General features: G+C 70.3%; 13 protein-coding genes and 1 pseudogene. 6 read left to right on the forward strand and 8 right to left on the reverse strand.

Going from position 1 to position 13,407, the window contains the following annotated elements; genetic code table 11:
• The 5 genes and pseudogenes from B0W88_RS23205 to B0W88_RS23225 all read right to left on the reverse strand — a co-directional run.
• A pseudogene (locus B0W88_RS23205) lies at positions 1-323 on the reverse strand (hypothetical protein); the annotation flags it as partial.
• Positions 324-336: 13 nt separating this feature from the next.
• Positions 337-1,290: a tyrosine recombinase XerC gene (locus B0W88_RS23210; RefSeq protein WP_077036997.1), complete on the reverse strand. Its 954-nt coding sequence runs from the start codon at positions 1,288-1,290 to the stop codon at positions 337-339.
• A complete protein-coding gene (locus B0W88_RS23215; protein WP_077036998.1) occupies positions 1,274-1,978 on the reverse strand; it encodes a DUF484 family protein in 705 nt (234 codons plus the stop codon). Before B0W88_RS23215 ends, B0W88_RS23210 begins: the two co-directional genes overlap by 17 nt.
• Positions 1,975-2,832: a diaminopimelate epimerase gene (dapF, locus tag B0W88_RS23220; protein WP_077037007.1), complete on the reverse strand. Its 858-nt coding sequence runs from the start codon at positions 2,830-2,832 to the stop codon at positions 1,975-1,977. Before dapF ends, B0W88_RS23215 begins: the two co-directional genes overlap by 4 nt.
• Positions 2,833-2,839: 7 nt before the next feature.
• Positions 2,840-3,718, reverse strand: a complete 879-nt coding sequence (locus tag B0W88_RS23225) for a lysophospholipid acyltransferase family protein (RefSeq protein ID WP_077036999.1) — start codon at positions 3,716-3,718, stop codon at positions 2,840-2,842.
• A gap of 137 nt (positions 3,719-3,855) precedes the next feature.
• On the opposite strand from B0W88_RS23225, the gene metK reads away from it, so the two are divergent.
• Positions 3,856-5,037, forward strand: coding sequence for a methionine adenosyltransferase (gene metK / locus B0W88_RS23230; protein WP_077037000.1), 1,182 nt, complete (start codon positions 3,856-3,858; stop codon positions 5,035-5,037).
• Between the two features lie 51 nt (positions 5,038-5,088).
• Here metK and B0W88_RS23235 read toward each other — a convergent pair whose 3' ends face one another.
• The 3 genes from B0W88_RS23235 to B0W88_RS23245 are packed head-to-tail and all read right to left on the reverse strand — an operon-like array spanning position 5,089 to position 7,787.
• Positions 5,089-5,490: a PIN domain-containing protein gene (locus tag B0W88_RS23235; RefSeq protein ID WP_077037001.1), complete on the reverse strand. Its 402-nt coding sequence runs from the start codon at positions 5,488-5,490 to the stop codon at positions 5,089-5,091.
• Positions 5,490-5,711 carry an AbrB/MazE/SpoVT family DNA-binding domain-containing protein gene (locus tag B0W88_RS23240; RefSeq protein ID WP_077037002.1) on the reverse strand — a complete coding sequence of 74 codons (222 nt, stop codon included), beginning with the start codon at positions 5,709-5,711 and terminating at the stop codon, positions 5,490-5,492. Before B0W88_RS23240 ends, B0W88_RS23235 begins: the two co-directional genes overlap by 1 nt.
• Positions 5,712-5,768: 57 nt before the next feature.
• Complete coding sequence (locus B0W88_RS23245) at positions 5,769-7,787, reverse strand: M13 family metallopeptidase (protein ID WP_077037003.1); 2,019 nt, start codon at positions 7,785-7,787, stop codon at positions 5,769-5,771.
• A 120-nt stretch (positions 7,788-7,907) separates the two neighbouring features.
• On the opposite strand from B0W88_RS23245, the gene B0W88_RS23250 reads away from it, so the two are divergent.
• From B0W88_RS23250 to B0W88_RS23270, 5 genes are all read left to right on the forward strand, one after another.
• On the forward strand, positions 7,908-9,533 hold the full coding sequence (locus B0W88_RS23250; protein WP_077037004.1) for a SulP family inorganic anion transporter: 1,626 nt from the start codon (positions 7,908-7,910) through the stop codon (positions 9,531-9,533).
• Entirely contained in the window at positions 9,533-10,465 is a 933-nt protein-coding gene (locus B0W88_RS23255; RefSeq protein ID WP_144006907.1) for an MBL fold metallo-hydrolase, read from the forward strand. Before B0W88_RS23250 ends, B0W88_RS23255 begins: the two co-directional genes overlap by 1 nt.
• A gap of 65 nt (positions 10,466-10,530) precedes the next feature.
• Positions 10,531-12,078, forward strand: coding sequence for a methyl-accepting chemotaxis protein (locus B0W88_RS35225; RefSeq protein ID WP_077037005.1), 1,548 nt, complete (start codon positions 10,531-10,533; stop codon positions 12,076-12,078).
• Between the two features lie 39 nt (positions 12,079-12,117).
• Positions 12,118-12,471 carry a cation efflux protein, CzcI family gene (czcI, locus tag B0W88_RS23265; protein WP_077037006.1) on the forward strand — a complete coding sequence of 118 codons (354 nt, stop codon included), beginning with the start codon at positions 12,118-12,120 and terminating at the stop codon, positions 12,469-12,471.
• A 131-nt stretch (positions 12,472-12,602) separates the two neighbouring features.
• A partial coding sequence (locus B0W88_RS23270; protein ID WP_158080925.1) for a TolC family protein occupies positions 12,603-13,407 on the forward strand: 805 nt, incomplete at its 3' end.

Here is a 13,407-nt window from a genome sequence, read left to right on the forward strand (position 1 = left end):
TGCGTGTGCGGCCCGATGCGCCAGCGGCGCTGGCCGGTAAAGCCCATCGTGAAAATGCCGCCGTAGTTGCCCTTGGCGGCGCCATAGACGCTGGGGCCGAAGCCCCAGTCCTCGTCCATCGCGACGAAGTAGTTGAGGCCGGCCAGCGCGATGCGATCGCCATTGGGCAGCTTCAGCGGGGTCCAGCTCGCCTCGATGGCGGCCGGGCGGGCGGCGACCGGATGCACGAAGGGGCGCGGCTCGTCGAGCGCATCGGCATGGGCCGCGCTGGCCATGGCCAGCGGCGTCATCGTCAGGAGCAGGGCGCGGGAAACGGCAGGCATCGTGTTCTTCGTGTTATTTCTTCTTCGCCCGCGGGTGCGCGGCGTCGTAGATCTTGGCCAGGTGCTGGAAGTCCAGTTGCGTGTAGACCTGGGTCGTCGTGATGTGGGCATGGCCCAGCAGCTCCTGCACCGCGCGCAGGTCGCCGCTGGACTGCAGCAGGTGCGAGGCGAAGGAGTGGCGCAGCATGTGCGGGTGGACGTGGGCCGGCATGCCCGCGGCCAGCGCCCGCTGCTTCAACGCCAGGCGCACTTGCGGCGCCTGCAGCCGCGCGCCGCGCCGGCCGACGAACAGCGCCGGCTCGTCGGCCGCCGCCAGCTGCGGGCGCAGCGCCAGCCAGGCCTGCAGCGCCTGCAGCGCCTTGCCGCCCAGCGGCACGCTGCGGCGCTTGCTGCCCTTGCCGAGCACCTGGGCCTCGCCGGCCGCCACGTCCAGCCAGCCGGCCGAGGCCTTGGTGACGTGCAAGTCCAAGCCCGTCAGCTCCGAGATGCGCAGCCCGCAGCCGTAGAGCAGCTCGACGATGCAGGCGTCGCGCGCCTCGATCGCCGGATGCGCCTTGTCGTCGTGATGGTCGGCCAGTTGCACCGCGTCGTCGACCGACAAGGCCTTGGGCAGCGGCTTGCCGGCCTTGGGCGCGCGCAGGCCGTCGAAGGGGTTCAGTTCCACCCGGCTCTGCTTGCCCAGCCAGCGGTACAGGCCGCGCCAGACCGACAGCTCCAGCGCCACGCTGCGCGGCGCCAGCCCGGCGTCGCGATGCAGGCGGCCGGCCCAGCGGCGGGCCTGCTGGATGCTCAGGCGCAGCAGGTCGACGCCGTCGGCGCCGGCATAGTGCTGCAGGCGACGCAGGCCGTCCTCGTAGATCTGCAGCGTGCGCGGCGCGAGCTTGCGCTGGTGGCGCGCCTGGTCCAGGTAGGTGGACAGCGGCGGCGTCAGCGGCGGCGCTGCGTCGTCTTCAGAGGGCCTTGTCATCGCCCGGCAGCAGGCGCGCCAGCGCCGCGCTGGCGATGTCGCCGATGCGGGCGAGGAACTCGGTGCCCATCTCCGCGGTGTAGCGGGTCGGGTCGGGCGAGCCCAGCACCAGCAGGCCGAAGCTCTGCGCCTGGCCGCTGTTCGATGTGCGGGTCAGCGGCACCAGCGCCAGCGAGGCGGCGGGCGAATCGCCGGCCAGCCAGCGGGCCGCCTCGAAGCCGGAGTTCACGCCGCAGTAGGGCGAGGCCAGGCTGGCGGCGAAGGCCTTCACGTCGGTGCTGACGGCTTGAGCGAACTCGGCGCCCGCGTGGGCCTCGGCCACGCCCCACAGGCGCAGGCCGGCCAGCGGGATCAGGAACTCGTGGCGCAGCTGCGCGGTCAGCACCTCGGGCACGGCCGCCGGGTCCTGGGTCAGCATCAGCGTCATGGTCCAGCGGTGCAGGCGGTCGGCGATGGCGACGTTGTCCTGGCCGTTGCGGATCATTTCCATGATCTTGCATTCCAGGCCCTTGATCTTGTCGCGCAGCATCTCGGCCTGGCGCTCCTGCAGCGAGACCGCGCGGGCTCCGTGCGGATGGCTCAGCTGGATGGTGGCCAGCAGCTCGGCATGGCGCTCGAAGAAGCCGGGCGTGGCCGCCAGGAAATTGGCGATGTCCTGCTCGCCGATGACGGGCGTTGTATTGCTCACAGCTCGATCTCTCCCTCAAAAACAGTTGCGGCCGGGCCGGTCATCAGCACGCGCGCGGCCAGGCCCTCGGTCTTGCCGGCCCATTCGATGCGCAGGTCGCCGCCGCGGGTGTGCACCTCCACCGCCTCGTCCAGCCAGCCGGCGCGGATGCCGGCCACCACCGCCGCGCAGGCGCCGGTGCCGCAGGCCAGCGTCTCGCCGGCGTCGCGCTCGAACACGCGCAGGCGGATCTCGCGGCGCGAGACGATCTGCATGAAGCCGACGTTGACCTTGCGCGGGAAGCGCGGATGCGCTTCGAGCTGCGGGCCCAGCGTGCCGACCGGCGCGGCGTCGACGTCGCCGTCCACGCGCAGCACCGCATGCGGGTTGCCCATCGACAGCACGGCCAGTTCGTGGCCGTCCACGGTCCAGTGGGCAAAGCCCTTGATCTCGCGCGGGGTCAGGTCTTGCGCATCGAAGGGCACGCGCGCCGGCTCGAACACCGGCGGGCCCATGTCCACGCTGACGCGGCCGTCCTCGCGCAGGTGCAGCTCCAGCAGCGCGTTGACGGTCTCGACGGTGATGCTGCGCTTGTCCGAGAGGCTCTTCTCGCTGACGTAGCGGACGAAGCAGCGCGCGCCGTTGCCGCAATGCTCCACCTCCTCGCCGCTGGCACCGTTGAAGATGCGGTAGCGGAAGTCCACGCCGGGCGTGGCGCTGCGCTCGATCACCAGGATCTGGTCGCAGCCGACGCCGAAGCGGCGGTCGCCCAGGCGCTGCAGCTGTGCCGTCGTCAGCGCCAGCGGTGCGGCCGTGGCATCGACGACGACGAAGTCGTTGCCGGCGCCCTGCATCTTGGTGAAGCGAAGTCTCATCGGCAAATTATCCCCCGGCGGACGGAGCCGCTCCGATGTCCAGCCCGCGCGGCGACTTGTAGCGGTGATAGCCCCACAGGTACTGGCCCGGCGCGCGGCGGATCAGCGATTCCATCGCCTGGTTGATGACCGTGGCGGCGGCTTCCGGGCCGGCGGCGGCCGGCGGCAGTTCGGGCGCCGGCAGGAAGTGCAGCACATAGCCCTGCCCGGCCGGCAGCCGCTCACACCAGGCCAGCACCAGCGCGGCGCCGGTCTGCTGCACCAGCCGCGCGGCCAGCGTCATCGTGTAGGCCGGCTGGCCGAAGAACGGCGCCCAGACGCCCAGGCCGTCCGGCGGGACCTGGTCGGGCAGCAGGCCGATCGCTTCGCCCTTGCGCAGCGCGCGCAGCATCTGGCGCACGCCGGCCAGCGTCGCCGGCGCGGTGGCCAGCGCCGGGCGGCCGCGCGATTCGTCCACCACGCGGCGCAGCCAGGCCTTGCGGGCCGGGCGGTAGAGCACGGTGATCGGCGCGTCGACCCGGCAATAGCGCTCGGCAACGGCCTGGGCGCTGATCTCGAAGCAGCCGAGGTGGGGCGTCAGCAGCACGATGCCGCGCCCCGCGGCCTGCGCGGCCTCGACCAGTTCGCCACCCTCGACGCGCACCAGCTCGCCCAGTCGCTCCTCGGGCGGGCGCATCCAGAGCCAGGGCGTCTCCGCGATCATCTGCCCGGCCGCGGCGATGGCGGGCCGGCAGGCCGCCCAGGGCAGGCCTGCCGCCGCCGCGTTGGCGCGGAAGCGCTCGCGGTAGGTCGGGGAGCAGAGGTAGGTGAGCCAGCCTGCTAACGCGCCAAATGCGTGGAGTAATTGCAGGGGCATTCGGGCCAGCAGGCGGAACAGGGTCGACATCTTTTCTATAATCGGGCCATCGCCGAGTTACTGAACAACTTGCGGGGCGATTCAAAAATTCTGCTAAAGCGTTCGCCGCGTCTTCTGAGGGATCGCACGGCAACGCCGATGAACCCATGCAAACCAGGAGTGTAAAAGTGGCGAACGATTTCCTCTTCACCTCGGAATCCGTTTCGGAAGGCCATCCGGACAAGGTCGCCGACCAGATCTCCGACGCGATCCTCGACGCGATCTTCCAGCAGGACCCGCGCAGCCGCGTGGCCGCCGAGACGCTGACCAACACCGGCCTGGTCGTCCTGGCCGGCGAGATCACCACCAACGCCCACGTCGACTACATCCAGGTCGCCCGCGACACGATCAAGCGCATCGGCTACGACAACACCGAATACGGCATCGACTACAAGGGCTGCGCGGTGATGGTCTGCTACGACAAGCAGTCCAACGACATCGCCCAGGGCGTGGACCACGCCTCCGACGACCACCTCAACACCGGCGCCGGCGACCAGGGCCTGATGTTCGGCTACGCCTGCGACGAGACGCCGGAGCTGATGCCCGCGCCGATCTATTACGCCCACCGGCTGGTGGAACGCCAGGCGCAGCTGCGCAAGGACGGCCGCCTGCCCTTCCTGCGCCCGGACGCCAAGAGCCAGGTGACGATGCGCTACGTGGATGGCAAGCCGCACTCGATCGACACGGTCGTGCTGTCCACCCAGCACAGCCCCGACCAGAGCGAGACGCCGACCAAGATGAAGGCTTCGTTCAACGAGGCGATCATCGAGGAGATCATCAAGCCGGTCCTGCCCAAGGAATGGCTGAAGGACACCAAGTACCTGATCAACCCGACCGGCCGCTTCGTCATCGGCGGCCCGCAGGGCGACTGCGGCCTGACCGGCCGCAAGATCATCGTCGACACCTACGGCGGCGCCTGCCCGCACGGCGGTGGCGCCTTCTCGGGCAAGGACCCGAGCAAGGTGGACCGTTCTGCCGCTTATGCGGCGCGTTATGTGGCCAAGAACATCGTCGCCGCCGGCCTGGCCCGCCAGTGCCAGATCCAGGTGGCCTACGCGATCGGCGTGGCCCGCCCGATGAACGTGACCGTCTACACCGAAGGCACCGGCGTCATCAGCGACGACAAGCTCTCGGCGCTGGTGCAGGAGCACTTCGACCTGCGCCCGAAAGGCATCATCCAGATGCTGGATCTGCTGCGTCCGATCTACTCGAAGACGGCGGCGTATGGGCACTTCGGCCGCGAGGAGCCCGAATTCACCTGGGAGCGCACTGACAAGGCGGCGGCGCTGCGAGCTGCCGCGGGCCTGTAAGCACCGCGCTCCACACACAGAAAGGGCCGCTTCGCAGCGGCCCTTTTTCCGTCACGCGCCCAGCAACTGCGCACTCGGCAGCTTCGACGCACCTTTGTCGAAGGTCCAGAGCGGCGATTCGCCAGCCTGCTGAGCCAAGGCCGCATGCAGGCAGTCCGCGAAATCCGCCGAGCTCTTGCGGTACTGCCACACCGCCGCCTCAAGCACCCACTCCGAATCGAAGGCCAGTTCCGACGACATCAGCAATTCGACGAAGGTATTGACGACGGCCTCCTTGTCGAAGCCAAAGGTCGAGCGCAGCACCCATTCCAGTTCGAGCAGCACGGTCACCGGCACGAACAAGGCTCGCCCAGCGGCTAACTCCTGGTCGAAGAGCCGCCGCGTCGCCTTCGTTTGCATTGGGTCGTCCCGAACGAGGTAGCGAACCAAGACGTTGGTGTCGAGCGCGGCCATCAGCGCCAGGGATTCATGTCCTTGATGGCGACGTGCTTACCCTTTGGCGGCTTGAGCATGCCCTGAAGGTCCAGGATCGACTTCGTCTTGGCTCGCACGAGGATGGTCCCGTCAGGCATCAAATGCCAGACAAGCCGAGTTCCGGGAGCAGCGTTTACGGATTCGCGAATGTCAGCCGGAACCGTCGTCTGTCCCTTTGCGGTGATCGTGGATTCGGTCATGGTCAAAACTCCTTACCAATGACTCAATGGTAAGGATAGCCGACCGTCACAGCAAGCTCACCAGATCTGCACCCTCACGTCCTCCGCCCGCACCATCGGATCGCCCGCCTTGCACGAGAACGCCTTCGCGAAGGCCGGCATGTTCGACGGCGAGGCGCTGGCGCGGAAACCGCTCGGCGCATGCGGGTCGGTGTTCAGCCGCACCAGCTGCGCCTGCTCGCGGATGCTGCTGGCCCAGACGGTGGCGAAGCTCAGGAAGAAGCGCTGCTCGCGGGTGTAGCCGTCGATCTTCGGATCGGCCTTGCCGCCGTCGGCCTTCTGCAGCGCGTCGAACGAGACATTGAGGCCGCCCAGGTCGGCGATGTTCTCGCCCAGGGTCAGCTTGCCGTTGGCGGTCTTGTCCGGGAAGTTCTTCAGCGGGGCGTAGGCGCCGGCCTGGTCGATCAGGCGCTGGGCGCGGGCCTCGAAGCGCTCGCGGTCGTCCTTGGTCCACCAGTTGCGGTTGTTGCCCTGGCCGTCGAACTGGCTGCCCTTGTCGTCGAAGCCGTGCAGCGCCTCGTGGCCGATCACCGCGCCGATGCCGCCGTAGTTCAGCGCGTCGTCGCCCTTGGCGTAGAAGAAGGGCGGCTGCAGGATGGCGGCGGGGAAGTTGATCGTGTTGGTGCTGGGGCTGTAGTAGGCGTTGACAGTCTGCGGCGTCATGCTCCACTCGTAGCGGTCGGTCGCCTTGCCGATCTTGGCGAGGTTGTAGCGGGCGTTGAACAGGCGCGCGGCGCGCACGTTGGCGTAGTAGTCGTCGGCCTTGACGGTCAGGCCGTCCCACTCGCGCCACTTGTCGGGGTAGCCGATCTTGGGCAGGAAGGTGCTCCACTTCTCCAGCGCACGCGCCTTGGTCTCGGGCGTCATCCACTCGAGCTTCTCGATGCGCTCCTTCAGCGCGGCGCGCACGTTGTCCACCAGCACCTGGGCGCGGGCCTTGGCCTCGGGCGGGAAGTAGTCCTTCACGTAGAGCTGGCCCAGCGCCTGGCCCATGCCGCCGTTGACGGCGCCCAGGGCGCGCTTCCAGCGCACGGCCATCTCGGGCTGGCCCTTCAGCGTCTTGTCGTAGAAGGCGAAGCTCTGTTCCTGGAAGGCCTTGCTGAGGTTCGGCGCGGCGTTGTCGATCGCTTGCAGGGCCAGGTAGTCGCGCCACTGCTCGACCGGCGTGTCGGTCAGCATCGCGTCGAAGTTGGCGAAGAACTTCGGCTGCGACAGCGAGAAGCTGCCGCCCACATCCACGCCGATCGCCTTGAAGTAGGCGGCCCAGTCGAAGTGCGGCGTGACCTTGTTGGCCTCCTCGATGCTGAGCAGGTGGTACTGGTTCTCCGGCACGCGCAGCTCCACCGGCATCAGCGAGCTGGCGGCCAGGCGGGTCTCGAAGGCCAGCACGTTGGCGGCCTTGGCCTTGGCGGCCTCCGGGGCGACGCCGGTCAGCTCGAACAGCCGCGCCACATGCGCCAGGTAGGCGGCGCGCTTGTCCTTGTGCTCGTCCTTCGTGTAGTACTCGGGCGTGGGCAGGTTCAGGCCGCTCTGGTGGGCGAAGCCGATCTGCTTCTGGGCGTTCTTGAAGTCGGCGCCGGCGCCGAAGTAGAAGACACCGCCCTGGCCGCGCGCATGGCTGTCGCGCAGGAAGGCCACCAGCTCCTGCGGCGTCTTCAGCGCGGCGATCGCGGCCAGCTCGGGCTTGATCGGGTCGAAGCCGGCGCGCTCGATCGCGGCCTCGTCCATCGCCGAGCGGTAGAACCAGCCGATCTTCTGCTCGATCGAGCCGCCCTTGGCCTGCGCCGCGCCCTTGTCGGCCGCCTCCACCAGCGTCTTCTGCGCATTCAGGCTCAGCTCGCCCAGCTTGTCGAAAGAGCTCCAGCGGGTCTTGTCGCTGGGCAGCGGATTGGCCGCGACCCAGCGGTTGTTCACATAAGCATTGAAATCGACGCAGGGCGAGACGCTGCTGTCCACGTCGGGCTTGAACTGGGCCTGGGCGACGCCGTGCAGCGCGGTGGCGGCGGCGAGGGCCAGGAGGGTGCGGGTGAAGTTCATGGTGAGAACCGTGTGGCTGGTGTGGCAAAACGCGCATCATCCCCCAGCGCGCAGCGGGGTCGCCGTGCGGGAAGTCATCCCGGGGGTTTGCCTGGGGCGGTCCCTATACTTCCTGCCTGCATGAATCCGCGCCAGTACGCCCGCTCCTTCCTGCGCGACGACCTCGTCGCCGCCTTCATCGTCAGCGTGCTGCTGATCCCGCAGAGCCTGGCCTACGCGATGCTGGCCGGCCTGCCGCCGCAGGTGGGCATCTACGCGAGCCTGCTGCCGCTGCTGGCCTATGCGGCGCTGGGTTCCAGCCCGGTGCTGGGCGTCGGGCCGGTGGCCGCGCTGGCACTGATGATCTCGCAGGCGCTGGGACAGTTGCCGGCCGGCGTCACACCCGAGGAGGCCGCGCTGGTGCTGGCGGCCGAGGTCGGCATCGTCCTCGCGCTGGCCGCGCTGCTGCGGCTGGATGCCTTGGCCTCGCTGCTCTCGGTGCCGGTCCTGCACGGCTTCGAGACCGGCACCACGCTGGCCATCGCGCTGACCCAGCTGCCGGTGCTGCTGGGCAGCCCGGTGCACGGCGATGCGCTGCCCGAGCTGCTGCGCGATGCGCTGGCCCGCGGCTTCCCCTGGCATGCGATCAGCGCCGCCTTCGGCGTGGCCGTCTGCCTGCTGCTGGTGGCCGGGCGGCGCTGGCTCGGCGGCCCCGTTGCGCGGCTGCTGCCGCTGGCGCTGCTGCTCGGCGCGCTGGCCGTGGCCAAGCTCGGCGGCATCGAGCGCATGGGCGTGGCCCTGGTCGGCGCGATGCCCGAGATGCACCTGCCGCTGGGCCTGCCGCGCGGCGATGCGGCGCTGTGGCTGCAGCTGCTGCCCAGCGCGCTGCTGCTGGCGCTGATGGCCTATGTGTCCAGCCTGGTGGTGGCCGAGTCACTGGCGCGCCGGCGCGGCGAGAAGGTGCTGCCGCGCCGCGAGCTGGCGGGCCTGGCCGGCGCCAATATCGTCGCGGCGCTGAGCGGCGGCCTGCCAGTGGCGGGCAGCTTCTCGCGCAGCGTGCTGCTGCACGACGCCGGCAGCCGCACCCGCATGACCATCGCCTTCATCGCCGTCTTCATGGCCGTCGCGATGCTGGCGCTGGCCGGGCCGCTGGCCTGGCTGCCGAAGTCGGTGCTGGCCGCCACCATCATCGTGGCCGTGCTCTCGGGCCTGAACTTCGCGCCCTTCCGCGAGGCCTGGCACTACGCGCGGCCCGAGGCCGTGCTGATGGCGGCGGTGGCGCTGGCGGTGCTGTGCGTGAGCCTGGGCTTCGGCCTGGGCCTGGGCGTGCTGGGCTCCATCGCGCTGATGCTGCAGCGCACCGCCCAGCCGCATGTGGCGCTGATCGGCCGCATCCCCGGCACCGAGCACTACCGCAACGTCGGCCGCCATCACGTCGAATGCCTGCCCGAGGTGCTGGGCCTGCGCATCGACGAGAGCCTGCTGTTCACCAACGCGCGGCGCCTCACCGACGTGGTCCAGGCCCACCTGGCCGGCCACCCGCAGGCGCGGCGCATCGTGCTGCTGATGTCGCCGGTCAACCAGATCGACTTCAGCGGCCTGGAGGCGCTGCGCGAGCTGCACGACAACCTGAAGGCCCGCGGCCTGCGGCTGGACCTCTCCGAGATCAAGGGCCCGGTGCTGGACCGGCTGAAGGACAGCGGCTGGCAGCGCTGGTTCGAGGGCGAGGTCTTCCTGAGCCATCATCAGGGGATGATGGCGGCATGATGATGACGAGGCTCCTGCTGCTGTGGCTGCTAACGCTTCTTTCAAGCGCATGCCGCGCCGATGACCCGCTGGTCCTGCAGCCGCAGCAGCTGAGCCCGCATGTCTGGTTCGTGCAGGGCCAGTCGGCCCTGGGCAGCCGCGAGAACCACAACTTCATCTCCAACGCCGGCATCATCGTCGGACCGGAGGGCGTGGTCCTCGTCGACGCGCTGGGCTCGCCCGAGCTGGCCCGCGCGTTGCTGGCCGCCGTCGCGCGCCTCACCGACAAGCCGCTGCGCGCGGTGATTCTGACCCACTACCACGCCGACCACGTCTACGGCCTGCAGGTGCTGAAGGCCGCCGGCGCGCGCATCCTCGCGCAGCGCCAGGCCGGCGAGTACATCAACAGCGACACCGCGGCCCAGCGGCTGAAGGCCAGCATCGAGCAGGGCCTGGTCGAACCGGGCACGCGGATCGTGCCGCCGGACCAGTGGATCGACGGCGACACGCCGCTGGCCATCGCCGGCCTGCAGCTGCAGCTGATCCCGGTCGGCCCGGCCCACACGCCGGAGGACCTGGCCGTCTGGCTGGCCGAGGACAAGCTGCTCTTCGCCGGCGACCTGGTCTTCCGCGGCCGCGTGCCCTTCGTCGGCCAGGCCGACAGCCGCCGCTGGATCGCCAGCCTCGACCGCCTGCTGACGCGCCCCGCCGCGATCGTCGTGCCCGGCCACGGCCCCGCCTCCACCGAGGCGCGGCAGGACCTGCTGCTGACCCGCGACTACCTCGCCTACCTGCGCGCCACGATGGGCCGCGCGGCGCGCGACATGACGCCCTTCGACGAGGCCTACGCGGCCACCGACTGGTCGCGCTACGAGCAGCTCCCGCTGTTCAAGGCGGCCAACCGTATGAATGCATACAACACCTATCTGCTGATGGAGCACGACGCGGATTGATCCGCGTTGACAGGCGCGCCCATTCCCCGCAATCTGCGGCGCACACCCGTTCGGCAAGGAACACCATGCGCCTCCAAGACCGCTCCCTGCGAACCAAGCTGCTCGGGGGCTTCGCCCTGGTGCTGCTGATCGCCGCCTTCGTCGTGCTGTTCGCGATCCTCAAGCTCAAGCACGTCAACGAGGTCACCAGCGAGATCGCGGCCCAGCGCCTGCCGGCCGTGGCCCTGACCGGCGACATCAACGCCAGCACCGGCGACTTCCGCACCGCGCAGTTCGAGCACATCGTCACCAGCAAGCCGGAGAAGATGGACCAGCTTGAGAAGACCATGGCCCGCGCGCTGGAGACGCTGGACAAGCACCGCCAGCGTTACATCACGCTGATCGGCGACGAGCAGGAGCGCCAGCTGTGGCAGCGCTTCGAGTCCGAGTGGGCGCAGTACCTGTCCGTGCAGGCCCAGTTGCTCAAGCTCTCGCGCGGCCTGCAGACGGCCGAGGCCGAGGCCTTGCTGGAAGGCGAGGTGGCCAAGGGCTTCCACCGCTCCAACGACACGCTGGACGAGCTGATCCGCCTCAACCAGCAGCGCGCCGACCAGGCCCGCAAGGACGCGGCCGCGCTGTACGACAGCGCGCGGGTCACGCTGGTGCTGGCGCTGATCGTGATGGCCGCCGCCGGCGGGGCGATCGGGGGGCTCCTGAGCCAGCGCCTGTCGCGCGACATCGGCGCCGCCCAGCGCGCTGTGGAGGCGATCGCCGCCGGCGACCTGACCGGCGAGATCCAGCCCGGCGGGCAGGACGAGGTCGGCCGCATGATGAGCGCGCTGGCCTCGATGCAGGACCGGCTCGCCGGCATCGTGGCCGGCGTGCGCAGCAATGCCGAAAGCGTGGCAGGTGCCAGCGGCGAGATCGCGCAGGGCAATGCCGACCTCAGCCAGCGCACCGAGGAGCAGGCCAGCGCGCTGCAGCAGACCGCCGCGACGATGGACGAGCTGAGCTCCACCGTGCGCAACAACGCGGGCAACGCCCAGCAGGCCAACCAGCTCGCCCAGGGCGCCTCGACGGTGGCGGCGCAGGGCGGCGCCGTGGTCGCGCAGGTCGTGCAGACGATGCGCGGCATCAACGAGAGCTCGCGCCAGATCGCCGACATCGTCGGCGTGATCGACAGCATCGCCTTCCAGACCAACATCCTCGCGCTCAACGCCGCGGTGGAAGCAGCCCGCGCCGGCGAGCAGGGCCGCGGCTTCGCGGTGGTGGCCGGCGAGGTGCGCACGCTGGCCCAGCGCAGCGCCACCGCCGCGCGCGAGATCAAGGCGCTGATCGGCACCAGCGTGGACCGGGTGGAGGCGGGCTCCGCCCAGGTGGACCAGGCCGGCGCGACGATGACCGAGGTGGTCGAGGCGATCCGCCGGGTCAGCGACATCGTCGGCGAGATCAGCTCCGCCAGCGGCGAGCAGGCCTCGGGCATCGGCCAGGTCGGCGATGCGATCACGCAGATGGACAAGGTGACCCAGCAGAACGCCGCGCTGGTGGAGGAAGGCGCCGCGGCCGCGATGAGCCTGCGCGACCAGGCGGACGCGCTGGTGCGCTCGGTGGCGATCTTCAAGCTGAGCCACTGAGAGGGATGCGCTGATAATGGGGGTTAGCGCTGACCCTTCATGAAACGCCTGTTCGCCCTGCTCGTCGCCGTCCTGCTGCCGCTCCAGTTCGCCTGGGGCGTGGCCGCGGCCTACTGCCAGCACGACGCGGACGCGAAGCAGCACTTCGGCCACCACGCCCACGTCCATGTGGAGCAGGGCAAGGCGCAGGAGCCCAACAAGGCCAGCGGCGGCATCCAGGCCGACCTGGACTGCGGCTTCTGCCATGCCGGCTCGGCCGCGGCGCTGCCGGCCTTCGACGCCGCGCCCGCCGTGATGAGCGTGGCGGCGCCGCCGCTGTCCCTCGGCGACCCGAGACCGCCCTCGGCGCCGCAACGCACCCCTGACCGCCCACAGTGGCTCCGTCTCGCCTAGCCGGCGAGACGAGGTCCGAACACCCTCCGCGTTCCTTCCGTCTCGCCGAATCCTCTGGTTCCAACCGATGAGATTCGATGAGAAAGCATTTCCTATGGCCGCTCGGGTTGGCGGCTGCATTGCTCAACCCCGTGCCTGTGCGTGCACAGGCGATCCTGACGCTGGAGCAGGCGCTCCAGCAGGCTGTCGCCCGCCACCCCTCGCTGGCCGCTGCCGGGCGGGAGATCGAGGCGGCGCAGGCCGCCGCGCAGCAGGCCGCCGCCTGGCGCAATCCTGAGCTGGGCACGACGCTCGAGGACCCGGCGCGCCGCGACAGCCGCACGAGCACCGTCGTCCTCGACATCCCGATCGAGCTGGGCGGCAAGCGCGGCGCGCGCATCGGCGCCGCCGAGCGCGCCACCGCCCTCGCGCGGGCCGAAGGCGAACGCACCCGCGCCGAGTTGCGCGCCCGCGTGCTCGCCGCCTTCTTCGGCCTGCGGGTAGCGCAGGAGCGCGCCGCGCTGGCCGCGGATTCGGCGGCGCTGGCCCGCCGCGCGGCCGATGCGGTCCAGCGCCGCGTCGACGCCGGCAAGGCCTCGCCGGTCGAGGCCACGCGCGCCCGCGTGGACCTCGCCAACGCCGAGCTGGAAGGCGACGAGGCCCGCGTCGAGCAGAGGACGACCCGCCATGCGCTGGCGACGCTGCTGGGCGATGCCGCGCCCGGCTTCGATACGGTGGCCGAGGATGCCCGCCTGCCGCCCGAGCCGCCCGCCCCCGGGCAGCTCCCGGCGCTGCTGGAAGCCTCGCCGGCGCTGCTGGCCGCGCGCGCCGAGACCGAGCGCCGCCGCGCGCTGGTGGAGGTCGAGCGCAGCAAGGCCGCGCCCGACCTGACCCTGAGCCTCGGCGCCCGCCACGACGCCGCCCTCGGCCGCAGCCAGGCGGTGATCGGCCTGTCGA

It is taken from the genome of Pelomonas sp. KK5 (assembly GCF_001984095.1).
In the GTDB taxonomy this organism is placed as follows: domain Bacteria; phylum Pseudomonadota; class Gammaproteobacteria; order Burkholderiales; family Burkholderiaceae_C; genus KK5.

Bases quoted from the DNA above. Each gene is read 5' to 3' on its own strand.
- B0W88_RS23240 (WP_077037002.1), bottom strand. From the start codon at position 5,711: ATGACCGAATCCACGATCACCGCAAAGGGACAGACGACGGTTCCGGCT.
- B0W88_RS23225 (WP_077036999.1), bottom strand. From the start codon at position 3,718: ATGTCGACCCTGTTCCGCCTGCTGGCCCGAATGCCCCTGCAATTACTC.
- B0W88_RS23235 (WP_077037001.1), bottom strand. From the start codon at position 5,490: ATGGCCGCGCTCGACACCAACGTCTTGGTTCGCTACCTCGTTCGGGAC.
- B0W88_RS23250 (WP_077037004.1), top strand. From the start codon at position 7,908: ATGAATCCGCGCCAGTACGCCCGCTCCTTCCTGCGCGACGACCTCGTC.
- czcI (WP_077037006.1), top strand. From the start codon at position 12,118: ATGAAACGCCTGTTCGCCCTGCTCGTCGCCGTCCTGCTGCCGCTCCAG.
- B0W88_RS23210 (WP_077036997.1), bottom strand. From the start codon at position 1,290: ATGACAAGGCCCTCTGAAGACGACGCAGCGCCGCCGCTGACGCCGCCG.
- dapF (WP_077037007.1), bottom strand. From the start codon at position 2,832: ATGAGACTTCGCTTCACCAAGATGCAGGGCGCCGGCAACGACTTCGTC.
- B0W88_RS35225 (WP_077037005.1), top strand. From the start codon at position 10,531: ATGCGCCTCCAAGACCGCTCCCTGCGAACCAAGCTGCTCGGGGGCTTC.
- B0W88_RS23245 (WP_077037003.1), bottom strand. From the start codon at position 7,787: ATGAACTTCACCCGCACCCTCCTGGCCCTCGCCGCCGCCACCGCGCTG.
- B0W88_RS23255 (WP_144006907.1), top strand. From the start codon at position 9,533: ATGATGACGAGGCTCCTGCTGCTGTGGCTGCTAACGCTTCTTTCAAGC.